The 26,237-nt window shown below is 52.9% G+C and carries 25 protein-coding genes; 19 read left to right on the top strand and 6 right to left on the bottom strand.

Annotation, left to right across the window (positions count from 1 at the left end):
* Positions 1–60 precede the first annotated feature (60 nt).
* Both ACT53C_RS07800 and ACT53C_RS07795 read right to left on the bottom strand, forming a co-directional pair.
* Complete coding sequence (locus ACT53C_RS07800) at positions 61–474, bottom strand: hypothetical protein (protein ID WP_275355956.1); 414 nt, start codon at positions 472–474, stop codon at positions 61–63.
* 87 nt (positions 475–561) lie between these two features.
* Complete coding sequence (locus ACT53C_RS07795; RefSeq protein WP_379075305.1) at positions 562–1,422, bottom strand: HlyC/CorC family transporter; 861 nt, start codon at positions 1,420–1,422, stop codon at positions 562–564.
* 165 nt (positions 1,423–1,587) lie between these two features.
* Between ACT53C_RS07795 and ACT53C_RS07790 the strand changes: the two genes are divergently transcribed.
* Positions 1,588–5,256, top strand: coding sequence for a DUF748 domain-containing protein (locus tag ACT53C_RS07790; RefSeq protein WP_476145475.1), 3,669 nt, complete (start codon positions 1,588–1,590; stop codon positions 5,254–5,256).
* A gap of 192 nt (positions 5,257–5,448) precedes the next feature.
* Here ACT53C_RS07790 and ACT53C_RS07785 read toward each other — a convergent pair whose 3' ends face one another.
* Genes ACT53C_RS07785 through ACT53C_RS07775 form a run of 3 tightly spaced genes read right to left on the bottom strand, consistent with a single transcriptional unit; the run spans position 5,449 to position 7,581 of the window.
* Entirely contained in the window at positions 5,449–6,090 is a 642-nt protein-coding gene (locus ACT53C_RS07785; protein WP_194748286.1) for a site-2 protease family protein, read from the bottom strand.
* A 21-nt stretch (positions 6,091–6,111) separates the two neighbouring features.
* The gene (locus tag ACT53C_RS07780; protein ID WP_194748287.1) at positions 6,112–6,723 is read right to left on the bottom strand and encodes an L-threonylcarbamoyladenylate synthase; all 612 of its coding nucleotides are present in this window, start codon (positions 6,721–6,723) and stop codon (positions 6,112–6,114) included.
* Positions 6,724–6,729: 6 nt separating this feature from the next.
* Positions 6,730–7,581, bottom strand: coding sequence for a 3',5'-nucleoside bisphosphate phosphatase (locus tag ACT53C_RS07775; protein WP_338654893.1), 852 nt, complete (start codon positions 7,579–7,581; stop codon positions 6,730–6,732).
* A gap of 129 nt (positions 7,582–7,710) precedes the next feature.
* Between ACT53C_RS07775 and ACT53C_RS07770 the strand changes: the two genes are divergently transcribed.
* From ACT53C_RS07770 to ACT53C_RS07705, 14 genes are all read left to right on the top strand, one after another.
* Entirely contained in the window at positions 7,711–8,256 is a 546-nt protein-coding gene (locus ACT53C_RS07770; RefSeq protein WP_275355966.1) for a septation protein A, read from the top strand.
* A 50-nt stretch (positions 8,257–8,306) separates the two neighbouring features.
* Complete coding sequence (locus ACT53C_RS07765; RefSeq protein ID WP_476145474.1) at positions 8,307–8,606, top strand: YciI family protein; 300 nt, start codon at positions 8,307–8,309, stop codon at positions 8,604–8,606.
* A complete protein-coding gene (locus ACT53C_RS07760; RefSeq protein WP_194748291.1) occupies positions 8,606–8,869 on the top strand; it encodes a BolA family protein in 264 nt (87 codons plus the stop codon). Before ACT53C_RS07765 ends, ACT53C_RS07760 begins: the two co-directional genes overlap by 1 nt.
* Positions 8,870–8,926: 57 nt before the next feature.
* Positions 8,927–9,736 carry a peptidylprolyl isomerase gene (locus tag ACT53C_RS07755; RefSeq protein WP_194748292.1) on the top strand — a complete coding sequence of 270 codons (810 nt, stop codon included), beginning with the start codon at positions 8,927–8,929 and terminating at the stop codon, positions 9,734–9,736.
* Between the two features lie 165 nt (positions 9,737–9,901).
* Entirely contained in the window at positions 9,902–10,150 is a 249-nt protein-coding gene (locus ACT53C_RS07750; protein WP_194748293.1) for a FeoA family protein, read from the top strand.
* Positions 10,147–11,937: a ferrous iron transport protein B gene (gene feoB, locus ACT53C_RS07745; protein ID WP_476145473.1), complete on the top strand. Its 1,791-nt coding sequence runs from the start codon at positions 10,147–10,149 to the stop codon at positions 11,935–11,937. Before ACT53C_RS07750 ends, feoB begins: the two co-directional genes overlap by 4 nt.
* A gap of 83 nt (positions 11,938–12,020) precedes the next feature.
* Positions 12,021–12,530: a PepSY domain-containing protein gene (locus ACT53C_RS07740; RefSeq protein ID WP_275355973.1), complete on the top strand. Its 510-nt coding sequence runs from the start codon at positions 12,021–12,023 to the stop codon at positions 12,528–12,530.
* A 143-nt stretch (positions 12,531–12,673) separates the two neighbouring features.
* Positions 12,674–16,585, top strand: coding sequence for a phosphoribosylformylglycinamidine synthase (purL, locus tag ACT53C_RS07735; protein WP_476145472.1), 3,912 nt, complete (start codon positions 12,674–12,676; stop codon positions 16,583–16,585).
* An 88-nt stretch (positions 16,586–16,673) separates the two neighbouring features.
* On the top strand, positions 16,674–17,159 hold the full coding sequence (locus tag ACT53C_RS07730; RefSeq protein ID WP_194748297.1) for an ankyrin repeat domain-containing protein: 486 nt from the start codon (positions 16,674–16,676) through the stop codon (positions 17,157–17,159).
* Positions 17,160–17,340: 181 nt separating this feature from the next.
* On the top strand, positions 17,341–17,691 hold the full coding sequence (locus ACT53C_RS07725; protein ID WP_476145471.1) for a c-type cytochrome: 351 nt from the start codon (positions 17,341–17,343) through the stop codon (positions 17,689–17,691).
* Positions 17,691–18,983: an FCSD flavin-binding domain-containing protein gene (locus ACT53C_RS07720; protein ID WP_476145470.1), complete on the top strand. Its 1,293-nt coding sequence runs from the start codon at positions 17,691–17,693 to the stop codon at positions 18,981–18,983. The genes ACT53C_RS07725 and ACT53C_RS07720 overlap by 1 nt, the downstream gene beginning before the upstream one ends.
* A complete protein-coding gene (locus tag ACT53C_RS07715) occupies positions 18,980–20,194 on the top strand; it encodes a PQQ-dependent sugar dehydrogenase (protein ID WP_476145469.1) in 1,215 nt (404 codons plus the stop codon). Before ACT53C_RS07720 ends, ACT53C_RS07715 begins: the two co-directional genes overlap by 4 nt.
* A gap of 55 nt (positions 20,195–20,249) precedes the next feature.
* Positions 20,250–20,834 carry a hypothetical protein gene (locus ACT53C_RS07710; protein ID WP_476145468.1) on the top strand — a complete coding sequence of 195 codons (585 nt, stop codon included), beginning with the start codon at positions 20,250–20,252 and terminating at the stop codon, positions 20,832–20,834.
* A gap of 9 nt (positions 20,835–20,843) precedes the next feature.
* Positions 20,844–21,728, top strand: a complete 885-nt coding sequence (locus ACT53C_RS07705; RefSeq protein WP_476145467.1) for an SMP-30/gluconolactonase/LRE family protein — start codon at positions 20,844–20,846, stop codon at positions 21,726–21,728.
* Positions 21,729–21,885: 157 nt separating this feature from the next.
* Here the strand turns inward: ACT53C_RS07705 and ACT53C_RS07700 are convergent, their stop codons facing one another.
* Positions 21,886–22,080 carry a hypothetical protein gene (locus tag ACT53C_RS07700; protein WP_476145466.1) on the bottom strand — a complete coding sequence of 65 codons (195 nt, stop codon included), beginning with the start codon at positions 22,078–22,080 and terminating at the stop codon, positions 21,886–21,888.
* Positions 22,081–22,279: 199 nt separating this feature from the next.
* Here ACT53C_RS07700 and ACT53C_RS07695 point away from each other — a divergent pair, with 199 nt between their 5' ends.
* The 4 genes from ACT53C_RS07695 (at position 22,280) to ACT53C_RS07680 (ending at position 26,159) form a co-directional block, all read left to right on the top strand.
* A complete protein-coding gene (locus ACT53C_RS07695) occupies positions 22,280–22,960 on the top strand; it encodes a response regulator (RefSeq protein WP_476145465.1) in 681 nt (226 codons plus the stop codon).
* Positions 22,961–22,974: 14 nt separating this feature from the next.
* Positions 22,975–24,441 (top strand): sensor histidine kinase, encoded by a 1,467-nt coding sequence (locus ACT53C_RS07690; RefSeq protein WP_313986525.1) that lies wholly within the window; start codon positions 22,975–22,977, stop codon positions 24,439–24,441.
* Positions 24,368–25,183 (top strand): ferritin-like domain-containing protein, encoded by an 816-nt coding sequence (locus tag ACT53C_RS07685; protein WP_476145464.1) that lies wholly within the window; start codon positions 24,368–24,370, stop codon positions 25,181–25,183. Before ACT53C_RS07690 ends, ACT53C_RS07685 begins: the two co-directional genes overlap by 74 nt.
* A gap of 262 nt (positions 25,184–25,445) precedes the next feature.
* Complete coding sequence (locus ACT53C_RS07680) at positions 25,446–26,159, top strand: EAL domain-containing protein (RefSeq protein ID WP_275355990.1); 714 nt, start codon at positions 25,446–25,448, stop codon at positions 26,157–26,159.
* Positions 26,160–26,237: the final 78 nt, after the last annotated feature.

The raw sequence follows: 26,237 nt of genomic DNA, 5'->3' as shown, positions 1-26,237 counted from the left end.
CGGGGTTAAAAACACAAAGGGCGCCTGAGCGCCCTTTGTGTTTGATACCGCAATAAAGAATTAAATGCCTGCCGGATTGGGATTGGGCACTTCGTAGGTTTGACCACTGCTGGCGTCAGACCCATCATTATTCAAAAACACCACCACGCTGACCTGGTCTTCCACAATATCCAGCTCGGTCGTTGGGTAGTAAGCCCCCTTCGCATCCTTGTTGATGTTGTGATAATGCCAGATGGAGGCAACCACCCGTCCACTGTCCTTGAGTTTCACATCTTCTGCGCGGGCAGGTTCGCCCAGCAATGCAATCAATTCGGCCCGGCTCATCTTGCCGACTTTATCCACAAAGGCCTGCTCGTCTTCTGGAATCGCTCCCGTCGTAGCGGTCCCCGGCGTCGCCCCTGCCCATAATGCACTGCTCACTGATAACAATCCAACTGCCAACACCCCGTGCAACCAAGTTTGTGCTCTCATCATCACTCTCCTTATGTTCAAACACTCAGGCAATCAAAACGATCATTAGGTTCCATTTGCAGCCGCATAGGCTGGCGGCGGCGCTGTGGCCTAGACCGACTCAATAGGATAGGCTTCTTCTGGCAATAGCTCTACCAATAACACATGTACACGACGGCTGTCAGCATGCACCACGGTCACACTCAGATTTTGAATGCGGATATGCTCGCCGCGCTTGGGCAAATGACCAAAATGGTTGACCACCAGCCCACCCACAGTTGAAAACTCTTCGTCACTAAAGGTGGTGCCAATGGCTTCATTAAACTCTGGGATTTCAGTCAAGGCTTTGACACGGTATTTACCCGGCGCTTGCTGGATAATATTGCCCTCACCTTCGTCATCATCATATTCGTCTTCAATATCCCCAACAATCTGCTCCAGCACGTCTTCAATGGTCACCATGCCCGCCACACCGCCGTACTCATCCACCACAATGGCAATATGATTGCGGTTGCTGCGAAACTCCTTGAGCAATACATTCAGGCGCTTGGATTCGGGGATAAACACGGCCGGACGCAACATGTCGCGCAGTTCAAAAGACTCATTTGCATAGTAACGAAGCAGGTCTTTGGCCAGCAGGATGCCGATCACATCATTCTTGTTGTCTTCAATCACGGGGAAGCGGGAGTGTGCCGTTTCAATCACAAACGGCAGGAAACTGTCTGGCGGTTGAGCGATATCAATCACATCCATTTGCGAACGCGGAATCATGATGTCGCGCACTTGCATTTCACTGACTTGCAAAACACCTTCGATCATGGCCAGTGAATCGCCATCCATCAGGTGGTTTTCATAAGCGCCATGCAGCAATTCAACAAGCTGCTCTCGATCTTCTGGCTCACGCAGCAGAAAATGACTTAATCGTTCTAAAAGAGAGGGTTTATGAGATAACTTATCCGGCTCCGAAGCCATATTTACTGCTGAAAACAGCATCCTGTATAACGAGATGACTTAAGCATACATGAAAACAGATGACCATGTCACCTTCACCTCACCAGCCCTCTGATTTGGCGCAAGATTTGCCCAGGCCAGTCGCGATCACGCTATAAACATTTAAATTCTGCTAAATTATCGCCTATGCTCAATCGCTTGCGTTCCTATTCTTCTCGTTTTCGCCTGTCTCATTCGGGCCGACTGGCGCAAATCGCATTATCAGTACCGTTGAGGATCGTCGCCGGACTGGTGGTTTTTTACCTGCTGTTTGCCTGGCTGGCTGTGAACCCGCTGGCCAAATGGCTGTTGCCCTGGGTTGCCGAAACACAGCTGGCCAGCAAAGCTAGCGTCGACAAGGTCACGTTTGACCCCTTCAGCCTGACCACCACCATCGAAAAACTCTCACTGACTGATCAGCAAGGCGCGCCCCTGGCTGCGTTTGACCGACTGGTAGTCGATCTTGACGCCAGCGGGCTGTTTAAATGGGCATGGAAGCTCAAGCAGATCCAGTTGACAGGCCCGCATGTGAATGTGATGGTCTCCAAACAAGGTAAACTCAACTGGGCAGACCTGATCGCCAAACTCAATGAAAATCCCTCGCCGCCAGATCAGGACCTGCCCCGAGTCATCATTGAAAAAATCATCCTGAGCCAGGGCAATATTGAATACCTGGATGCACAGCACGACCAGCCTTTGCGCGCCTCCCTCAAGCCGCTGGATTTTGAACTGGAAGGCTTTTCTACCCTGCCCCAAGACCGCGGCGACTACCTGATCGCGGCAAAACTGCCCTATCAGGGCGGCACCGTGAAGTGGAAAGGTAATTTCGGCGTCAATCCCCTCGCATCGCAAGGGCAACTGGCGATTGAGGCGTTACAAATTGCCAAGGTGATGCAGTGGGTCAACACAGCGGCGCTGCCCGTTAAAGTTGAGACCGGCGCTTTTTCTGGTCAGTTGAACTATGCATTTTCCATGCATCAGCAACAACCAAAACTGCAGCTCAGTGATGTCCAGCTACGGATTGAGGACTTGGGGGCGACAATGGCGCCAGCGGACAAACTTACCTGGGCCTCATTCACGGTTACCACCAAACAGCTGACGCTACTCCCTGCTGCGCAACTCAGCCTGCAGGGTCATGGTATCGACATGACCCTGAATCAGCTCAAGCTACAAAAGCCGCAAGCGGTCGTCTCAATGGCCAGCAGCCAGCTGTCACTGCCCAGTCTCAGTTTCACGCTGGATAAACAAGCACAGCTTCAGTTTGAAAATCTGGATGTTCATCTGCAACAGGCGCAGGTACAGCATGGCCAGCAAACCTTGCTCAGCCTGCCCGAACTGGCACTGGAACACGCCAGTTTCAACCTGGCTGACCGTCATGCGAAGATCGGGCTCATCCATCTCAATCAGGGACAATTATCCGCCACGCAGCTGGCCTCTGGTTTGCTGGATTGGCAACAGAGCTTCGAACCAATCGTCGCAAAAAATACGTCAACCACCCAACCCACAGCCGAGCAAACAGCTCAAACAACTGAAAGCAAGCCGTTCCATTTGAGCATTGACGAAATAGCCCTCGCGCACTGGCACCTGACCTATACCAGCCACCAGTTTGCCAAACCGCTGCAGGCAACGGTAGGCGACATGAATCTGCAATTGGCCTTGGATCATGCTGAAGACCTGACGCTCAGCAACATGCAACTGGATGCCAGCCAACTCGCGCTGCAATCGGATAAACAAACGCTGGCACAACTCGGCAAGCTATCGGTAGGCAAAGTACATCTGGCGCTGGCGCAACAAAAAGCCGAGGTCGCGGCGATCCAGTTAAGTGGTCTGAAAACCTCGGTGATTCGCCAGACCGACCAGCGCTTGAACTGGCAAACCCTGCTCGCAACACCCCCGGCAGAAGCCCCCAAGAATACGGCGACTTCACCCACCGCGACAACGCAGAAAACTGCATGGACCTATAGTCTCAAACAGCTAACCCTGCAGCAGGCTGAGGTGCATATTGAGGATCAATCGACCTCAAGCCCCATGATCCTGGATGTGACCGATGGTCAACTCTCGCTGACTGACTTGACCCAGAATCTGACACGCTGGCTTCCGGTCAAGGCTGGCTTCAAGGTCAAACAAGGCGGTCAATGGAATCTGCAAGGCAAGATCGCGGCGGCCCCGTTTAAAGCAGACCTGCAAACACAGCTCAGTCAGTTATCTTTAAAACCCTTTGCGCCCTACCTAGCACAAGTCGCCTTACTCAAACTGGAAGATGGCGCAGTCGGTTTAGAAGGCAGGTTACAACAATCCACGCAAGGCTCAACCCGCTTTGATGGCGGCTTCACCGTCAACCAGCTCTCAATTATTGAGGAAGAAAGCCAGCAACCATTCTTGCGCTGGCAAACCTTACAGGCAGACGGCGTGTCGCTATCGCTGGCACCGAACAAATTGCAAATCGACACCTTGAGTGTGAGCCAACCGCAGACCAAGTTTATGATTGCTGCCGATCGCAGCCTGAACGTAAGCAAGCTCATGCGTACTGCGCCCGCTTCTGACCATCCGCCTGCAAGCAATCCAACAACATCGACCAGTACAAGCGCAGCCCCCACGGTGGCAAACGCAAGTAAACAGAGTGATTTTCCGGTCAATATAGACAGTGTGCGAATCAACAATGCCGAACTGGACTTTGCCGACTTGTCATTGCCACAACCGTTTGGCACGCATATTAACAATCTGGGCGGGGTGATTAACGGCATCTCGAGCAATCCTGCCTCCACAGCCCAGGTGGAGATGGATGGCAAGGTGGATGACTATGGCGCTGCCCGCATCCGTGGCAGCTTGCAGCCATTTAACACCGGCGAATTTACCGACCTTAAACTGGCGTTCACCAATCTGGAAATGAACCGGCTAACCCCCTATTCCGGCAAATTTGCCGGGCGCAAGATCACCTCAGGCAAGCTGTCTGTCGATCTCGAATACAAGATCAAGCAGCGCAAGCTGGCCGGAGAAAACAAATTCGTTATTCACAAACTGACCTTGGGCGAGCGCGTAGACAGTAAGGATGCCACCAACCTGCCCCTGGATCTGGCGATTGCCATTCTTGAAGACAGCAATGGCGTCATTGACCTCGACCTGCCAGTCAGTGGCAGCCTGGATGACCCCAAGTTCAGCATAGGCGGGATTGTCTGGAAAGCCTTTACCAACATTCTGACCAAAATCGTGACAGCGCCATTTAGCGCCTTGGGTAAGCTGTTTGGCAGCAGTGAAAAGCTGGAGGCCATTGTGTTTGATCCCGGTACGGCGGCTTTATCCCCGCCTGAGCAGGAAAAACTGCAAGCAGTGAGCAGCGCACTTAACAAACGCCAGCAATTAAAGCTGGGGGTGGTGCCGGCTTACGATATCGCTGCAGATACACGCGCCCTGCAGGAAAGCAGCCTGCGTAAGCAAGTGGCTGCGGAAATGGGCATCGTCCTGAAGGCAGACCAGACACCGGGACCGATAGACCTCAACAACCCCAAGGTGCAATCTGCGCTCAAGGCCTTGCATGACCGCTTAACCAACAAAGGCCTGCTAAAGCGGCTTGCTTCAAAGCTGGAAAAAACACCGACCGGATTTTACGAACAGGCACAAGAGACCTTGACGACCAGTATCCCGGTTTCAGAAGCGGACTTACAGGCCTTAGCCAAATCAAGGGCAAACGCAATTCAGCAGCAATTGCTGGCCGCGGGCCTGAGCCAGGATCGCATCGCCCTCACGCCGCCAGTGGCCGCAAAAGCAGAGCGCGCTTTGGTACCAACCAAGCTAACGCTGGACGCGATCAAGCATTAATGTGAGCGGTGTCATGACGGCTGAAACGTTGAATTTACTCCCAAAGCGAGTCGATTTGGCTATTGTGCCCTCTGAGTCCAATGTGGCTTAAAAATATAGCCAAGATTAATGATCAATACCTGATTTAACTCAGGCTTGAAAGGCAGAGGCAGCGACTCAAGCCGCAACGAATCAACCAAGTTGGGCTCGCTGTTAGAACACCAACACAGTGAGCAAATGCTGAAAAAAGCGCAGTACCGGCGACAGCACTATCCCCAAAATACCGGTAAACAGGAGTGCAATCAGTATCAGCATGCCGTAACGCTCGAGCTGGGCAAATTTGATGGCCGCGGACATGGGCAATAAGCTCACTGCAATGCGGCCACCGTCCAGCGGTGGCAGTGGAAACAGGTTAAGCACCAGCAACACCAGATTGATTTGTACGCCCGCAAGACTCATTTGCGACACGTATGCCTGGGCTGCGTCTGGAAATTGTCCCACTCTCGCCAACACCAAGCCCCAAAGCAATGCCATGACAAAATTGGAAGCGGGGCCAGCCAGAGCCACCCATAACATATCCTGCTTGGGACGGCGTAACTGGCCAAAATTCACTGGGACCGGTTTTGCCCAGCCAAACAGGATACCGCCAAATATAATGCTGATGGCTGGCAATAAAATGGTGCCGATAGGGTCAATATGTTTAAAGGGATTAAGCGTAATCCTGCCCATGCGCTCGGCGGTCAAGTCGCCAAAATATTTGGCAGCGTAACCATGGGCAGCTTCATGCACGGTAATCGCAAACAGGATAGGCAGTGCGTAGGCAGCAATTTTTTGTACGACGGTCAGTTCTTCCATGCAAATAGCTTTCAGACAACATTAAGGCCAGGGTGCGACACCTGCCCGGACCAGCGACGGCGGATCTTCGGTCAAATCCAGCACCGTGGTGGGCCCCACGTGCACGATATCACTGTCAATCACCGCATCAATCTGGTGTTCCAGCGCTTCCCGAATCTCCCATCCGACCGAGAGGGGCGCCTCGTCACCGGGTAATTGCAAGGTCATGCTCAGCATGGGCGAATCCAGCGCTTCCAGCAAGGTTTGCGTGACAATATGCTTGGGCACGCGCAAACCGATGGTGCTACGTTTGGGGTGATGCAGGCGGCGCGGCACCTCTCTGCTAGCCTCAAGCAAAAAGGTATAAGCGCCAGGGGTCAAGGCTTTCAGTAGCCGAAACTGGCTATTGTTCACTTTGGCATAGGTGCCAATCTCGGCCAAGTCACGGCAGATCAGCGTAAAGGGGTGATCATCATCCACACCACGCAACCGGCGGATGCGTGTTTGCGCGTCCTTGAACTCCATCAGGCACACCAAGGCGTAACTGGAGTCAGTCGGACAAGCCAGAATACCGCCCTGCTTCAACAGCTGTACCGCTTGTTGAATCAACCGCGCCTGCGGGTTTTGCGCATGAATAATAAAGTACTGGGCCATCAAGCACTACTGCAGCAGACTGGCCTCGGGCCAATCCTGCCAGAGGGGGACACAATTGGCCGGTAAGGCGGGCAAGCGGCCCATTTCCATGAACGAAAGTCCCGGGCCATGATAGTCAGAGCCTTGAGATGCCTTCAAGTCAAAGCGATGGGCCAGTTTTGCGAACTGATCGAACTGCGGCGGCTGATGGCTACCAGTCACGACTTCTATAGCCTGTCCGCCGTAGCCCCTGAACTCGTGCAATAGCAAATGCATATTGACGAAGCCCAGGTCATAACGGCCAGGGTGTGCCAGCACGGCGACACCGCCAGCCTGGCGAATCAAGGTCACTGCTTGTTCCAGACTCATCCACTCATGGTTGACGAACCCTGGCTTGCCTTTGACCATATATTTTTTAAAGACAGACTTGATGTTTTTAGCATGCCCTTGCTTGACAATAAACTGGGCAAAATGACTGCGTGTCATCACACTATTGCCCGCAATCTGCCTGGCACCTTCGTAGGCGCCAGCGATACCAGCCTTAGCCAGGCCTTCGGCCATTTGCCGGGCACGCGTATCGCGCGCTGCATGTACTTGCTGAAAGGTGGTGATTAATTGCGGGTCGCTCGCATCAATGCGCAAGCCAACGATATGCAAGGTCCGCTTTTTCCAGGTCACCGAGATTTCGACACCATTCACCAGTGTAATGCCATGCTGCTCAGCGGCAATCCGTGCGCGCGCCAGGCCGCCGACCTCGTCATGGTCCGTCAGCGCCAGCACACGCACGCCTTTGCTCGCGGCGTGGGCAACCAGCTCCTCTGGCGAGAGCAGGCCATCTGAGAGCGTGGAGTGGCAATGCAAATCTATCGGAACGGACATATTGAATGAGAGAGACTACGCTGTTGTGCGGGGACAGGATTGTCTACATATAAACTTTACTTTATGACAAGAATCATAGCAAAATAGTGCCCTCACAGATAGCAAGAATTCAGCGTACTGAAGCCAAGCATGCAAATCATCACCGATTTACTCCCCGTCATCCTGTTCTTTATCGCTTATAAAAAAGCAGGCATCTTTGCAGCCACCGCGGTCGCCATGATCAGTACGCTGTTGCTGATCGGCGTGATCTGGCTTAAACGCGGCAAAATAGACAAGATGCTGGCCATTAATGGTGCGGTGATTACCGTTCTCGGTGGCATCACCTTGTTGTTGCATGACAAAACTTACATCATGTGGAAGCCGACTGCCATCTATTGGATCGGGGCACTGGCCCTGCTTTTCAGTCGCTATGCCTTCAAGCGCAACCTGATTGAGCGCATGCTGGGCAAAATGATGTCGCCGCCTGCTGCCACCTGGGACAAGCTAAACCTCTACTGGATTGCCTTTTTAATCGGCATGGGCATATTGAACCTCTACGTTGCCTTTCACTACAGCGAAGACGACTGGGTCAACTTCAAGTTGTTTGGGGCAACCAGCCTTATGTTTATCTTTATGATCGTGCAAGTCTTTGCGCTAAGAGCGCATTGGGTTGAACAAAATCAGCCACCCGCCTGACTAAACATTTAGCCAGACTTTATCGACTGCCGCAGCGAAAGAATGCCACCATGCTTTACATGATTTACGCACAGGACACCCCGAACAGCTTGCCATTGCGGCTGCAACATCGCCCGCCGCATCTGGCCAGATTGCAACAATTGCAAAACGAGGGCCGCCTGGTTTTAGCAGGCCCGTTGCCAGCCATAGACAGCGTAAACCCTGGTGAAGCGGGCTTTAGTGGTAGCCTGATTGTCGCTGAATTTGACTCATTACAGGCGGCCACAGACTGGGCCAATGACGATCCGTTTATGCATGCAGGCGTCTATGGCCAAGTGACCGTCAAACCGTTTAGAAAGACTTTGCCGTGATGCTGCGCGCTGAAATAGAGCAGCGGTTGCAAAGCCTGACACCGGAACACATCGAGATTCAGGATGACAGTGATTTGCACCGGGGACATGCAGGAAATACTGGCGGCGGACACTTTACCATCACGGTAAAAAGCTCGCTATTTTCAGGAAAATCACAGATAATGCGCCATCGCATGGTATATCAATGTTTGCAAGATTTAATGCCTCATCGCATCCACGCGCTGAGTATTACGGCCTTATCGACCGATGAGTCATTTATTTGAAACAATCCTGTTTTTTAATATCGCACCTAATTCAAAACGTTATTTTAAGGATATTGCATGAAATTTTTGAAAGTATTGTTGGCAATTGCTTGCTTAAGCGCAATGCCACATGTGTATGCGGCGGATGCCGACGCGGTAGCCACCGTCAATGGCAAACCGATCAAGAAATCCTGGGTAGAGTTTATCCTCAAGGATGCTGAAGCGCGTACAGGCCAAAAAGCCAACGATGGCATGAAAGCAGCCGTGGTGAATGAACTGGTTGGCTCTGAGTTGGCCTATCAGGAAGCGCAAAAAGCCGGTATTGATAAATTGCCTGACTTTGTGGTCAGTGAAGAATTGGCTCGTCGCAAGTTACTAGTGAATGCTTTCCTGGGAGATTTCATCAAGAAAAATCCTGTGACCGATGCCGAGAAAAAAGAAGCTTACGAGCAATACAAAAAAGAACTGGGTGACAAAGAGTACAACGCCCGCCACATCTTGGTGAAAACAGAAGCCGAAGCCAAAGCCATTATTGCTGACCTGAAAAAAGGGACTGACTTTGCCAAAGTGGCCAAGGAAAAATCTTTGGACCCAGGTTCCAAAGACAAAGGGGGCGATCTGGGCTGGTTCTCACCAGCTGGCATGGTCAAGCCTTTTGCTGAAGCCTTGGTTGCCCTGAAAAAAGGTGAAACCACACCTGAGCCAGTGCAGTCACAGTTTGGCTGGCATGTGATCAAGCTGGTAGACACCCGTGCACTGCAAGCACCGGCCTATGATAAAGTTCAGGAAGGTATTGAGCGTACCATTCAACAACGTAAGCTCGAAAAATACATGTTGAGCCTCAAAGACAAAGCCAAAATTGACGTGAGCGGCCTTGAGAAAAAATAAGCCGGATTCGTTTTGAGCCTGCAAAAAGCCAGCCGTTGCTGGCTTTTTTGTTGGCTGTGATGGATACCGCGATTGAACGCGCAACTTGAGAAAAGATCGAATGAACAATTTCTTTCATTGTCATTCTAAGCTACAATCAAGAATTATTCTCATTTGAACGCAACCATGCATCTAGACGCACTGAAACCAGGGCAGACTGCCATCGTAGACCGCATTCATGCAGAGCAAGCACTGGCCCAACGCCTGAATGCCCTTGGATTTCGTAGCGGTAAGCGCATAGAGGTGATCAGACAGGCCTCGTTTAATGGGCCGTTACATGTCCGTATCGGCTCCACGGATGTGATCATTCGTCTGCACGATGCCAGTGCCATTCATTTACACCCCGTTGACCTGTTAGACTCCCCTGCCGTATGAAACGTGTCGCCTTACTTGGGATGCCGAATACCGGCAAATCCACCCTGTTTAACCGCCTGAGTGGTGCGTCTGCGCGCGTCGGCAACTGGCCTGGCATCACGGTCGACCTGATGAGTGCCAAGCTGCTGCTGGGGGGACATATTGCCGAGCTCATCGATTTACCCGGCCTGTATGATTTGCACGGCTTTTCTGATGATGAACACGTGGTCAGGCATTTCCTGAGCCATCACCAGATTGACCTGGTGCTGATTATCCTCAACAGTGCGCAAATCGACCGACAGCTTTCACTGGCCTTGCAAATCCGCGCCTTGGGCTTGCCTGCAGTCCTGTTGCTCAATATGGAGGATGAGGCCAAACGGGCCGGCATCACCATCAACACCCAGGCCATGAGCAAACAGTTAGGCATGCCGGTGCGTACCATTAGCGCCAAGTACGGGCAAGGCTGCCCAGAAGCGCTACAGCTGGCGGCAGAGACCATGCTGCAGCACCCTAATCTGACCTCGCCTGACAGTATTGCCCGCAAGCTCGAACTCGAAAATGCCATTGAGCAGGAAATGCACCAGATTATCGATCAGAGCGTGCAGTTTCCTATTCAACTGAACCACACACTCACCGACCGCCTGGATAAGATATTGCTCCATCCCTGGTTTGGGCTGCCGCTGTTTTTGCTGTCCGTATTTTTGCTGTTCCAGTTTATTTTCAGCGTAGGCGCACCCTTGCAAGAAGGCATGGGCTGGCTGTTTGACACGCTGCGTAGCCAGGCGCTGGAACCAGCTTTGGCCTTCTTGCCGGGCTGGCTCAACGGGCTGTTGCTGGACGGCTTGTATACCGGGTTTAGTACGGTGGCCGCTTTTGTACCCATCATTGTGCTATTTTTCCTGGTCATGAGCATGGTGGAAGACAGCGGCTATCTCTCACGCGCGGCTTTTCTGATGGATACGCTGATGGCCAAAATGGGGCTGGATGGCCGCGGCTTTGTCATGATGCTGATGGGGTTTGGCTGCAATGTGCCCGCACTCATGGGCACTCGCGTCATGCGCAGCCGCCCCATGCGTTTACTGACCATGCTGACGATACCGCTGTCACTGTGCTCAGCCAGACTACAGGTATTTTTATTTATCATCGCCATTCTGTTCCCGCCGTCACAAGCCGCACTGGTCTTGTTTTCGCTGTATCTGGTCAGTTTTGCCACCATTTTTATCACGGCGGTCCTATTCAAACGCAGCTTTCAAAGCCGCGAGCCCTTTGTGCTTGAGCTGCCGCCTTATCGCTTCCCTACCCCGCAACAAATCTGGATGCGCGGCTGGCAAGAGGTGAAACATTTTCTGGCACGTGCCACCAAATTTATTGTGATTGGTGTGGTGCTGGTCTGGCTACTCACGCATTTACCTTTTTCTGCCACGCCAGCCAGCCCTGAAACCTGGGCCGGGAGCATAGGTCGCTTTTTCGCGCCCGTGCTGGACCCCATTGGCATTGACACCCAACTGGCGATTGCCCTGATTTTTGGTTTTGTTGCCAAGGAAATCGTGGTCGGCTCGCTGGCCGTGATTTATGGCCTGCAAGGGGATGCGCTCAGCCAACAAATTGCAAGCAATATCGACTGGGTACAAGGCATGAGCTTTATGCTGTTTACACTGATTTATACGCCCTGCCTGTCGACCATCGCCACACTTAAATCGGAAAGTAAAAGCAGCGGTTTTATGTGGCTGTCTTTGGCGTGGTCCCTGATGCTGGCATGGCTGGTCAGCTTTGGCTTTTACCAAACGGCTCGTGCACTTGGCTATTGAAATTTATTGATTTCAAACAGAAACAGGAAAATATAATCTATGTTAAAGTGAATCTTCCACTTAAAAATAAGGAGACTCTACCCATGAACAAGTCTTTAGTGATTGCAGCCGTTGCCGCTTTATTCAGCCTGTCTGCACAGGCTAACAACCACAGCCATAATGGCCCGATGGAAAAATGCATGAAAGCCGCATTGGCCAAACATCCGGGCAAAGTCGTCTCACTGGAAGCCGAGATTGAAAAAGGCCGTGGTGCCATTTATGAGTTCGACATTGTCGGCACAGATGGCAAAGAATGGGAAGTAGAATGTGAAGCCAAAACTGGCAAGGTATTTGAAGAAGAAGTGGATGTTGACCCTAACAGCGACGAATTCAAATCCAAAGCCAAAGTGACGATGGAACAAGCCAAGAAAACTGCGCTGGACAAATATCCAGGTGACGTGGAAAGCATCGAATATGAGCTGGAAAACGGCAACCCTGTCTACGAATTTGATATCAAGCAAGCCAACGGCAAGGAAATCGAAGTCGAAGTCGATGCAGTGACCGGCAAAATTGGTGAAACCGAAGAAGAAGTCTACGAAATCGGCAAAGACTAATTTTTCATCGTCCCCGCAGTCAGTCAAACAGCAACCGCATGGTTGCTGTTTTTATTTGGGCAGGCGCTTAGGCGCATTCGATATCAGACGCGCTTTCTGTTAAAATGGCGGTTTGAATTTTCATTGAAAAATCCAACCGCCTCATGTCTAGTCAAGCGCAATTCCTTAGCCTGCGCGGCAGCGCCGCCCTCTCTCAATTCCGTCTCGATAAACTGTATCGCGCCCTCAAAGCCAGCGCACCGAATATCGCCCATATTTACACCGAATTCGTGCACTTTGCGTTTAGCGAGTCCGCCTTGAGCGTGAGCGAGCAAGACACCCTGCGCCAGATTCTGACTTACGGACCGCACACGGATATCGAGTCCCCGACAGGCGAATTGCTGCTGGTGATTCCGAGGATAGGCACGATTTCGCCCTGGGCCTCACGCGCGACGGATATTGCACATAACTGTGGCCTGGGTCATCTGCTGCGTCTGGAGCGCGGCATTGCCTATTACGTGACAACTGCGAACGGCCAGGCATTGACCGAAGCCGAGAAGCAAGCCTTGCGCACCGCCATCCAGGACCGCATGACAGAAACGGTGGTCTACCAGCTGGCGGATGCAGAAAAACTCTACCACCATGCCGACCCTAAACCTTTATCCAGTGTGGATATTTTAGCTGGCGGCAAAGCGGCGCTTGAAGCTGCCAATAGCGAGATGGGTTTAGCCTTGTCGCCAGACGAGGTGGATTACCTGCTGGAAAACTACCGCAAAATGGGCCGCAACCCGACCGATGTCGAGCTCATGATGTTTGCGCAAGCGAACTCCGAGCATTGCCGCCACAAGATTTTCAATGCCGACTGGGTGATTGATGGCGTACAGCAAGAGCTGTCGCTGTTCAACATGATCCGCAACACGCACAAACTCAATCCTGGCAACACCGTGGTTGCCTACTCTGACAACAGCTCGATTGTACAAGGCCAGAAAACCAAGCGTTTTTATCCGGCAGCCGATCACAGCTACCAGTTTGTCGAAGACGACATGCATTACCTGATGAAGGTGGAAACGCATAACCACCCCACTGCCATTTCACCCTTTGCCGGGGCTGCGACTGGGGCAGGCGGTGAAATCCGTGATGAAGGCGCCACCGGCATAGGCTCTAAGCCGAAAGCAGGCTTGACCGGCTTCTCGGTCTCCAACCTGAACCTGCCTGACTTTAAACAGCCTTGGGAAACCAATTACGGCAAACCTAGCCGTATCGCCAGCCCGTTGCAAATCATGATAGACGGTCCTTTAGGCGGGGCTGCTTATAACAACGAATTTGGCCGCCCCAATATTGCCGGTTACTTCCGTACCTTTGAACTCGAAACGCCTGCTGCCGATGGCAAGCGCGAAATGCGTGGGTATCACAAGCCGATCATGCTGGCGGGTGGGGTCGGCAATATCTCTGACAGCCACAGTCATAAAAACAGCATTCCCCCCGGCTCAGCCCTGATTCAGCTGGGCGGCCCGGCCATGTTGATTGGCCTGGGTGGTGGCGCGGCCTCCAGTATGGATACCGGCGCCAACACGGAAAACCTGGACTTTGACTCTGTGCAACGCGGCAACCCGGAGTTGCAACGCCGTGCGCAAGAGGTGATTGATCGTTGCTGGCAAATGGGCGATAACAACCCGATTTTGAGCATACACGACGTGGGTGCCGGTGGTATTTCCAACGCCTTCCCTGAGCTGGTCAATGATGCCAAAGTCGGCGCCGTGTTCCAGTTGCGTGACGTGCATAATGAAGAGCCTGGCATGAGTCCGCGCGAACTGTGGAGCAACGAAGCGCAAGAGCGCTATGTGCTCGCCGTCACGCAAGACCAGTTGCCCTTATTTGAAGCAATTTGTGAGCGCGAACGTTGTCCGTTTGCCGTCGTCGGCGTCACCACGGAAGAACGTCATCTGACGGTGGAAGACCGTCATTTTGACAACAAGCCGGTGGATATGGACCTATCTGTGCTGCTGGGCAAACCCCCCAAAATGCTGCGTGATGTCAAATCCGTGAATAAGACGCTGCCAGCGTTTGATACCGGCAACGTGGTATTGCATGATGCCGTGTCGCGTGTACTGCGCTTACCAGGTGTGGCAGATAAAACCTTCCTGATTACCATTGGTGACCGTAGCGTGACCGGCCTCATCGCCCGCGATCAAATGGTCGGCCCGTGGCAAGTGCCCGTCAGCAACGTGGCGGTGACCTGTGCCGGCTTTGAAACCAATATCGGCGAAGCATTTGCTATCGGTGAAAAGGCGCCCTTGGCGCTGATCGATGCACCGGCTTCCGGCCGCATGGCCATTGGTGAAGCCATCACCAACATTGCCGCTGCTGCAATCAGTGACATTGGTAACCTCAAGCTGTCCGCTAACTGGATGGCGCCTGCCGGTCATGCCGGTGAAGATGCTGCGCTGTATGCCACCGTGAAAACCGTGGGCATGGAATTATGTCCGGCGCTCGGCATCAGCATCCCGGTCGGCAAAGACTCCATGAGTATGAAAACGGTCTGGCAAGATCAAGGTGAAAACAAAGCAGTCACAGCCCCCATCTCACTGGTAATTTCTGCCTTTGCCAACACGCCAGATGTGCGTAAAACCCTGACGCCGCAACTGCGCACTGATCTCGGCGACAGTCAGCTGATCCTGATCGACCTGGGCAATGGCAAAAACCGCATGGGCGGCTCGGCTTTGGCTCAAGTCTATCAACAGTTAGGCAACAGCGTGCCCGATGTCGACCAACCGGCACAACTGAAAGCATTTTTTGCCGCGATCCAGCAACTGAATCACGAAGGCAAACTACTGGCTTATCATGACCGCTCAGATGGTGGCCTGTTTGTCACACTGGCAGAAATGGCGTTTGCCGGTCATTGTGGCCTCAATCTTGACCTCAGCGCCCTGGCTGGCGACAACATTGCCCTGCTGTTTAACGAAGAATTGGGGGCGGTACTGCAAGTGCGCGCCAGCGATACGGCAACCATCGTCCAGCAATTGCAACAGCAGTTGGGTGACTGTGTGCACGCCATCGGCCACGTCACTGCCGGCCAGGACATTGTCATCGCGCTTAAACAGGCACGCTACCAGGCATCACGCATCGACCTGCACCGCATGTGGTCTGAAACCACTTACCGCATGCAGAGCCTGCGTGATAACCCGGCCTGTGCCCAGCAGGAATATGACCGCATCCTGAATGCCGACGATGCCGGTTTGCATGCGCAGCTGACTTTTGACCTCAACGACAATATTGCGGCACCATATATCAACACCGGCAAACGCCCCAACATGGCGATTTTGCGTGAGCAAGGTGTCAACGGCCAGACCGAAATGGCGGCTGCGTTTGACCGCGCAGGTTTTAACAGCGTCGATGTGCATATGAGCGACATCATCAGCGGCCGTGTGGCACTCAAGGATTTCGCAGGCTTGGTGGCTTGCGGTGGCTTCTCTTATGGGGACGTACTTGGTGCAGGCGAAGGCTGGGCCAAGTCCATCCTGTTCAACGCGCGGGCACGCGATGAATTTAGCGCCTTCTTTAACCGTGCAGACACCTTTGCACTGGGCGTCTGTAATGGTTGCCAGATGATGAGCAACCTGCACAGCATTATTCCAGGCGCCGCGCACTGGCCGCACTTTGTGCGCAACAAGTCCGAACAGTTTGAAGCACGCGTTGCCCTGGTCGAGATTCTGAGCTCGCCGTCTATCTTCTTTGACGGCATGGCAGGCAGCCGCATGCCGATTGCTGTGGCACATGGCGAAGGGTTTACGGAATTTACTGATGCGGGCGCGGTCACAAGTGTGCTACAACAGCAACTGGCAACCGTGCGTTATGTGGACCATGCTGCGCAAGCGACCGAAGTTTACCCGTTTAACCCGAATGGTTCGCCTCAGGGCTTGACCGGGTTTACTACGCAAGATGGTCGTTTCAGCATCATGATGCCACATCCTGAACGTGTGTTTAGAGCGGTACAGCATTCCTGGCGGCCAGATGGCTGGCAGGAAGATGGTCCCTGGATGCGCATGTTTAGAAACGCACGCAAGTTTGTAGGTTAAGCGGAGTCGACCGGCCCTTACCGGCGACTTCACGAGGCCCAAAAAGTGGTTATTTTTAAAAAATGAAAATCAGGTGTTTGGAGAGATTATGAAATCAATTAAGTTTTTACTGGCCTTGTGTTCACTGTCATTTGCCTTGCAAGCGTTTGCATTGACCGATGATGAATATATGGAGTTTACCGAGGCGCTGACGGGTGGCAATATCAAAGTCGTGAAAAAGTTTGTCGAAGCTGACCCTTCATTGGTCAACCAGAAGTTCTTTGCCTGGGAACCCCTGCAAATGTCCGCATCCAAAGGCAAGCTGGATGTGGTGAAATACCTGGTTTCCAAAGGGGCGGATCTGAACTATGTGCATCCGGCCAGCCGCAATACTGCATTTCATATGGCCGCATTTATTGGCGATACTGAAACCATGAAATATCTGGCCTCTGCAGGCGCAGATGTAAACAAGAAACTCAAAGGCGATGTTTCGCTAATTCGTTACTTCAGAGAAGAAAATAACCAGAAAATGGTAGATTTACTGACCCAGTTAGGCACCAAAGATGATGGCTGCCAGGAAGAAAAATGCTTCTAATCCTCGAACTGGCGAGGGGGTGTTGATAAAAACGGTCATGAGTTTCATGGCCGTTTTTTTGTTTCGGGTCATGCGGCAGTATCGGCGATCGCGGCACCCGCTGTGTAACCGCAGTCACTCACATCGCCATGACCATTCAGAATAATGTGGGCTCAAACTCATCATGTGTGACGGGGGTTACATGAAGTCATTATCCAGCAGTGTGTTATTTATTTATCTTGCCTGCGCCAGCCTCGGCGCGCATGCGCAAGACCCGCAGGCGATCCGAACGCTGGCAGCATCTTGTGCCGCCTGCCATGGCCCGGCCGGCAACAGCCTGGGCGGCACAGCGACACTGGCTGCGCTCAATCAAGCCTATTTTATCCAGCGCATGCAGGGCTTTAAAGACGGCTCGGTCAGCGCGACGGTGATGCACCATCATGCCAAAGGACTCACAACAGAAGAGATTGCGGACTTGGCGGCCTATTTTGCAAAACAACCCAGACAGACGCCTCCCGCCTTGCCCAAGCAATCTTTTTTGGGGAGACAGTAATGACCGCCGCATTTGAACAAGCACCCATGGCCACCAATGGCCGCAGACAATTTATGCGTTCCATCGTCTATGGCGGTCTGGCCTTTTATGGTCTGCCTGCGTTTGCACGCGCGAGCAAACCACCGCTTGGCCATGTCGTCGTGGTTGGTGCAGGCTTTGCAGGGCTCACGGCCGCCAAATATTTACGCGACTGGAGCATGGGCAATCTTAAAGTCACTGTGATCGAACCGAATCCACAGTTTATTTCCTGCCCGCAAAGCAATCTGGTCTTGGGTGGCAGCCGCACACTGGACGATTTGAGTTTTAGCTATGCGTTGTCACGCAAGCAGCATGGCATCGACTGGGTACAAGACACGGTCACCAGTGTTGATCTGGCCAACAAGCAAGTACAGCTGACGCGCGGTCATCTGCATTATGACCGCCTGATTCTGGCCCCCGGCGTTGATTTCAATTACGCAAGCATCACCGGCATGACCACGCCAGTGACCGACATCCCTCATGCCTGGAAAGCCGGCCTGCAAACTTTGCAATTACGGCAGCAACTGGAGCAGATGCCGGATGGCGGCATATTTGTGATGACCATCCCACCCGGCCCTTATCGCTGCCCGCCCGGCCCCTATGAGCGCGCTTGCCAGGTGGCGCATTACTTCAAACAACACAAACCGCGTAGCAAAGTCGTTATTCTGGATGCCAATGCCGACATCGTGTCGAAAAAAGGCTTGTTTTTGCAGAGTTTTCAGGGGGTGTATAAAGACCTGATTGAGTACCACAACAACAGTACCATTCTGCAGCTGGATCCGGTGAGCAAAACAGTCAAAACCGACTTTGAATCGGTCAAGGCCGATGTCCTGAATGTCATCCCGCCGCAGCTGGCAGGCAAGGTTGCGCAAGTGGCCGGGCTGGTCAATGTGGATCAGCGCTGGTGTGAGGTAGACTTTGTCACCTATGCCTCTTCGCTGCAACCGGACGTGCATATTATCGGTGACAGTATTTCTGCTGGCTTGCCCAAATCCGCCCATATGGCGACCTCACATGCAAAGGTGTGTGCCGCAGCCATCATCGCCATGCAAAGCGGTCACGCGCCCAATCCACTACCGGTGTTTGCCAATACCTGCTACAGCTTTGTGGATGACCAGCAGGCCATGCATGTCGCCAATGTTTATCGTTATGACCCTGTTAAGAAAAGCATGGTGTCTGCAGAGGGCGGCGGCGTTTCAGCCAAGGCCAGCGTGCAGGAAGGGGAATATGCCCAGGCCTGGGCGCAGAATATCTGGGCAGATACGCTGACATGATGACTGCCACGCTCAGTGCTGTCAGAGAACAGCGGTCACTGTTGGCTGGCCTGATGCTGATTAGCCTGGGCATTGCAACCGGTTTGCATACTGCCACCGCGCAACCTCTGGCGACAGACGCCCTGCGCAATCTAAAGGCGCCTGCCGGACTGCAAATTGAGCGCTTTAGTGATGTGAGCGCCTGGGGCATGCCTCGCATGCTGGCGCTGGATCCGCAAGGTCAGTTACTGGTGAGTCTGGCGGACACTGGCCGTATTCTGAGGCTAGACCAAGCGGGTCATGCCGAGGTGATTGCACAAGGACTCAATGCTCCGCAAGGCCTCACCCTGCTAGGAAAAGACCTGCTGGTTGCGGAGCAAACCGGCGTGGTGAAATTGCCCTGGCAAGACAGCCATTGGGGGCCGCCACAACCTTTTATCCGCAACTTGCCCAGTGGCGGCCACGCCCTCAAAACGGTCAAGGTGTCGCCAGATGGCTATGTCTTTGTCAACGTGGGCTCCAGCTGTAATGTCTGTGTGGAAGACAACCCGCTACGCGCAACATTACTGCGCTTTACCGCAGATGGCCGCCCTGCCGGTGCGCTAGTCACGGTGGGCTGGCATGCCCAAAGCGCGGTCTGGGCGACTGGACTGCGTAACACGCAGGGGTTCACCTGGCATCCACAAACAGGCGCGCTGTTTGCCACTAACAATGGTGCCGACAATCGCAGCAGCCATGCTCATGGCGCCGTTGATGATGACCTGCCACCTGAGCACTTGAACCGGATTGAAGGCGGCCAATCTTATGGCTGGCCCTATTGCTGGGGCGATCCGGCACAGGCGGGCAAGCTTTTTGCAGACCCAAATATGCCAGGCGCCGCAGGAACCTGCCAACAATCGCAGGCGCCCGCCCTGCTACTCCCCGCCCACAGCACACCGATAGGCATCACTTTTTTGCAGCACAGCAAGCTTCCCGCAGAAATGCGTGAGGATGCCATTGTCGCGCTGCACGGTTCATGGAACCGCAAACAGCCCAGCGGCTACGCCTTGCTGCGTGTACAATTCAGGAACCAACAACCTGTCGCAACCGTCCCATTCATTGAGGGTTGGCTGCAAGACAATCAGGCTTGGGGCCGACCGGTAGACGTGATCGTCGGCACGGATGGCTGGCTGTATGTGAGTGATGACCTGACCGGCTGGATTTACCGTATCCGTGAGAAAACGCTGCAATAAAAGATTTATGCCACAGACCCGTTCTGGTCTGGGTGAATTGTTTGAGGAGATTGAAATGAAACGTCTTTTAACGTACTTAAGCGGCGCCCTGTGCCTGGCTTTGACGCCTGTTACCCAGGCCGGTGCCCAGCCTTCATTGGTCATTCAGGTGCCAGAGTCTTTTTACCAGCATCCGGTGCGTTTGCTCAACCCCTATTTAGTTTACTGGCACAATCGCGCTGAAATTGCAGAGTCGGTTGGCTTGAACAGCTTTCAGGCACAACATTACACCACATCCAGCTGCCAAGCCGAAGCACAAGGCCAGGCATTGGTCGTGATCGAACCCAATATGTTTTATAACCCGCAAACTGGCGTGTTTTACAGCGAGATCACGGCCAGAGTTTATAACACCCCGGCTGCGGATAGCGCGCTAGGCAAACCACTGATGACGGTGAAAGGCGAAGGCCAGTCGCGTGGCTGGCTGACCTACAATGTAGAGAACTTTGCCCGCCAGTCCTACCAGCAGGCATTTGAGCAAGTGATCCAGAAAATCCAGCAAAACCCGGCTTATGAGCTCTCTGTCGTAGCCGCGCCCGTTCAAACCTACCAAGCCTTGTGCAACAGCATTGATACGCTGTCACAACCTAAAGCCCTGTTCTAGAAAGAAAATATGCAATCATTTATCTCGAACACACCGTCATGGATGCAATGGCTGTTGGCCAGCAGCCTAACCCTGACCAGCCTAACCAGCCATGCGCAACCTCTGGAGCCGGTTAAAGGTCTGCTGACGCCCGAGTCCGTCGTACAAGCGGCCGATGGCAAAATTTATGTGTCAGAAATCAATGGCTTTGGCCAGGATGGCGACGGGCAAATCCGTGTACTGGACCATGGCCAATCCTCCATTCTGGTACAAGGGCTGGATGATCCCAAAGGCTTGGTCATTATTGGCAATGATTTGTATATTGCTGACAAAACCCGTGTACTGCGTGTTGCACTGAACCAGCCAGGCGCAACCGCTGAGGTATTTTTGTCTGCCAACGAGTTCACCCAGCCGCCGCAATTTCTGAATGACCTGGCGGCGGATGCCAATGGCAATCTGTATATCAGCGATAGCGGCGACATTTTGGGCACAGGAAAAGGTGGTGCCGTTTACAAAGTGACCCCGCAACGCCAGGTGACCCTGCTGCTGGATGGCAAGATTGATGAGCGCATTTTGGCGCCAAATGGTTTGCTGGCCGATGCCAAAGGCGAACACTTGCTGTTGGTCGACTTTACCTCGGGGGTGCTATACAGCTACGACCTGGCAGGCAAATCACTGCAAGAGGTGGCACGCGGATTTGGCGGCGGCGATGGCCTGGTCAGGCAGGCCAATGGTACGATTTATGTCAGCGACTGGAAGTCCGGCAAGATTTTCAAGGTGGATGCACAACATAAAGTCACCTTGATCAAACAAGGTTACCAATCTGCAGCCGACATCGCGCTTAGCCAGGATGACCATCATCTGCTGGTTCCGGATATGAAAGCAGGCGTACTGGATATTCTGCCTTTGCGCTAATCAGCAGGGATGCCAGGCCATGGCCTGGCATTTTTGTGGCTTGCAACAGGCAAAAAAAAACCACGCAGAGCGTGGTTAAAGTGAGAGGATACACACGAAACCGCTGATTGCCTAAACGTCGCTGCAGGGAATTCAGCGCGCTTAGGCAACTTCACAGTTACTTGGTTTGCGCAGTTTTTTTGTCAATCTCCTTTTGGGAACTGACCGCTGGCTGCGCACCAGCGTGTTTGGCGACTTTCAGATGCCTTTGCATTTCTACCTGATCATGTGGTGAGGGATTTGTCCCCGCCCACACGGGCATCGAAAGTAAATATCCTGACATTCCTATGATCAGTAACATGCGTTTTTCCATGATCACTCCTTATAAGGTTCCACCCCGTTGATCCTTAGTATTTCTTGGTCAGCGTCTTGACTTCTGCGCTGTCAACGATTCACACGATACGCCTCGGGCCTTACAGCTAACTTACGCGCGCCTTGCACCAAGCTTACAACCATTCAATCCAGCTTGCATTGAGGTAAACTGAGCGTATTCAAACCAGCAGGTGAAAGCAATGCGTCTATTAATAGTGGAAGATGATTTGGTGATTGCAAACGGTCTGGTACGTGCATTGACGCAAGCGGAATATGCCGTGGACCATGTGACAGACGGCAAGCAAGCCTTACGGGCGATTAATGATGATGTATATGATTTGGTAATTCTGGATTTAGGCTTGCCCACCATGGACGGGATGACGATATTGTCGCACCTGCGCCAGCAAGCCAACCCGATTGCCGTCCTCATTTTAACGGCACGAGAAGATGTTGCGACACGTGTACAAGCACTCGATGTCGGCGCCGATGACTTTCTCACCAAGCCGTTCCATCTTGAAGAACTCGAAGCGCGGGTGCGTGCCCTGATCCGCCGCAGCAAGCTGGGCAATAACCTGCCACTGCAATGCGGCAACTTGAAACTGGATGTCGCCAACAAACTGGCGACCATCAATGACCAACCAGTCACCCTGTCTGCACGCGAACTGCATTTGCTAGAAACCTTGATGATGCGCATGGGTAAAATCATTGCCAAAGAGCAAATCATGGAATCGTTATGCAACTGGGATGAAACACTGGGCGATAATGCCATTGAAGTGTATATCCATCGTCTGCGCAAAAAAATTGAGCCCAGTGGCGCCAATATCCGCACAGTGCGTGGCTTGGGCTATATGCTGGAAGCCGAACAACATGCGCAGTCCTAAAGGGTGAGCAGACCATGATGCCCCCGCTTTCACTCAAAAGCCAGCTACGCTTGTGGCTGTTACTGCCCATGCTGGTTGTGCTGGGCGTTTCTGCCGCCTTGTCTTACTCGCGCGCCCTGCTCTACGCCACACAGGCCTACGACCAGGCCTTGTTGCGGACCGTGCTCGCGCTGGCAGATGAGGTGATTATTGACAGCCACAATCAAGTCAAAATTGAGATCCCCGAGGTCGCCAGCCATTTGCTCAGCTATAACGAAGGCGATCACATTTACATCAAGATCAGCGACCCCAAGGGTAAACTGGTGTTTGGCGAAGCGCATTTACCCTTACCCAAGCAACTGCCTGCAGGCAACCAGCAGGTTTACTATAACAGCCACTACAAGGGCGAAGCGATCCGCGCCGTAACCTTTGGCCTGCCAGAGAGCGAGGCGGCCAATGCGCGCAACATTCTGATCAGCATGGCCGAGACCACGGGCAAACGGGACGCCATGGTGGCCGAAATGGTCGAAGAAATGCTGTTGCCGCAAGTGCTTATGATGTTGTTGGCTGCCATTGTGATTGAATTGGGTATTTATTTTGCCCTCAAACCCTTGCAAGACCTCAGGGAATCTTTGCACCAACGCTCTTACCGTGACCTGAGCGCGCTGGATACGCAAGCGACGCCAAACGAACTGCAACCCTTGCTGCAAGCGATGAATGCGCTGCTCGCACGGGTCAAGGCAGGCTTGCAACAGCAGCAGCAATTTATTGCCGATGCCTCTCACCAGTTGCGCACACCGATTGCCGGGCTGCAAACCCAGGCTGAACTGGCCTTGCGCAGCCAGCCGCCTGAGGCCATTCAAGAGCCGCTTAATTACATGCTGCGCAGCACCACCCGCTTGTCACACCTGATACAGCGGCTACTGACCATGGCCAGAACCGATGCCGCTGTTTCGCAACTGCAATTTCAGCCGGTGTCACTCACCAAAATCATTTCAGATGAATGTGCGCGCTGGATTGGGCCAGCCAGTAACAAACAGTTAGAGCTCGATGTCATGATTGAAACCCAGCAGGATCAGGTGCTGGGCGATGCGCTCATGCTCTCTGAACTCTTAAACAACCTGCTGGAAAACGCCATTCAATACACCCCCAAACAAGGCCTGTTGCAGATCCGATTATCGCAAGCGGGAAAATTTCTGGTGCTGGAAGTGGCAGACAGTGGCATTGGCATTCCTGCCGATCAAACCACCCTGGTTTTTGAGCGTTTTCACCGGCTGGACCCGAATCAGGGCAATGGCTGCGGCCTGGGGCTCGCTATCGTGGCCGAAATTGCCGAACATCATAACGCCAGCATCACAGTCACTCCGGGGCTGGCACATCCTGTCAGTGGTCACATTGGCAGCCAATTCACGGTAAAATTCGAACGCTATGACGAACGACTGCCTGAGAACCCGCGCCCTGCAAACCCTGACCCTAAGGGACCCGCAACAAAAATGTCTTGAGGTCGCTGCCCTGTGGCAAGCCTGCCTCACTGGCGCGCTGAAAATCCGGCCACAGCAGGCATTATCCGCAGACGACCAGAGTATTCCCGGCCGGCCTGAGCGCCCGGCCTTAGTGGCACCGGCCAAAGTGCAGCGCCGAGCCATGAACACGGCCGAAGGCCGCGCCGCCTTAATTCATGCATTGGCGCATATCGAATTTAATGCCATCAACCTGGCGCTGGATGCGGTCTGGCGCTTTGCCGACATGCCTGAAGCGTATTACCGCGACTGGCTGCAAGTGGCCAAAGAAGAGGCTTATCATTTTTCGCTACTGCGCCAACATCTGCAGCAGCTGGGCTTTGATTACGGCGACTTTGATGGTCACAACAGCCTGTGGGAGATGGTCGAAAAAACCCAGGCCGATGTCCTGGCCCGCATGGCGCTCGTTCCACGCACCATGGAAGCCCGTGGCCTGGATGCCACCCCACCGCTCAAGCAAAAACTGTTACAAGCTGGCGACCAGGCCGCCGCCGCCATCCTCGATATTATCCTGCGCGATGAAATCGGCCATGTCGCCATCGGCAACCGCTGGTTTGGCTATTTGTGTGATCAACGCCAGCTCGACCTGGTGGATACCTTTGAACAATTGCGCCAACAATACCATGCGCCTAAACTGCGCCCACCCTTCAATCTTGCAGCACGCAAGCTTGCCGGCTTCACCGATATTGAGCTCGCCTATTTGAATGGGGATTGCAGTGCGTAGGAATTATCGTGAGTGGATCAACACAGCATACATGAACATGCTTTGTTGAATTATATGAGCATCAAATATAATGCTTTTCAACTGATCAAGCTGCAACGGTGCGTATTACTATCCCTAAAGTATTAAATTTATTTTTGAGTTTCATCGCCTAGCTGGCATGACCGCATCCCATAAGGTAGCAAGAAGCTGGTGACTGCGTACAGGAGAACCCTAAATGCAATGTGGAAAATGTAATCCTCAACACCTGGGGATAGACTTTTCAATGGCGTTTCAACCCATTATTGCCTTCGAGCACAAACAGATTTGGGGATATGAAACACTGGTACGTGGCCTGGAAAACCAGCCAGCGGCGTTCATTCTGGATCAAATTGACGCCTCCAGTATTCATAGCTTTGATCAAACCATCCGCTCAAAAGCCATCAGGCTCGCCAATCAGTTACATTTTGACCAGATTCTGTCCATCAATTTTTTACCAAACGCAGTCTACAACCCTGAAAACTGTATTCAATCCACGCTCGCCGTGTGTGATGAACTCGGTTTTGATAAAAAGCGCATCATGTTTGAGGTGACCGAGGCAGAGAAAATCACCGATCATGCGCATTTAAAAAACATTTTTACCGAATACAAAAAACATCAATTTCTGACCGCGATTGATGATTTTGGCGCGGGTTATTCTGGCCTGAACTTACTGGCTGAATGGCAGCCAGACATTATCAAGCTGGACATGAACCTGATCCGCGACATAGATCAGAATAAAACCAAACAACTGATTGTGAAAAGCATCCTGGATGTGTGTCGCGGACTCAATATCGAGGTGATTTCAGAGGGCGTCGAGACCCGCGCTGAACTCACGGTACTGGTCGATTTTGGCATTGACCTGTTTCAAGGCTATTATTTTGCCAAGCCCTTATTTGAAGGGCTGCCAACCGTGGCTGAAGACTGTTTTAGCCTGGCTCGCTCACCTGACCCAAGATAGCTAAAAAATCACTCACTTGCCAGCATGCATCCATGACCGGTCTTTAGTAAACGACCTCAGGCATGCATACTGACAAGA

This window comes from Methylophilus sp. DMC14 (genome assembly GCF_056314085.1).
Note: the sequence above shows the minus strand (reverse complement) of the source record. Positions and strands in the feature narration are given on the sequence as shown.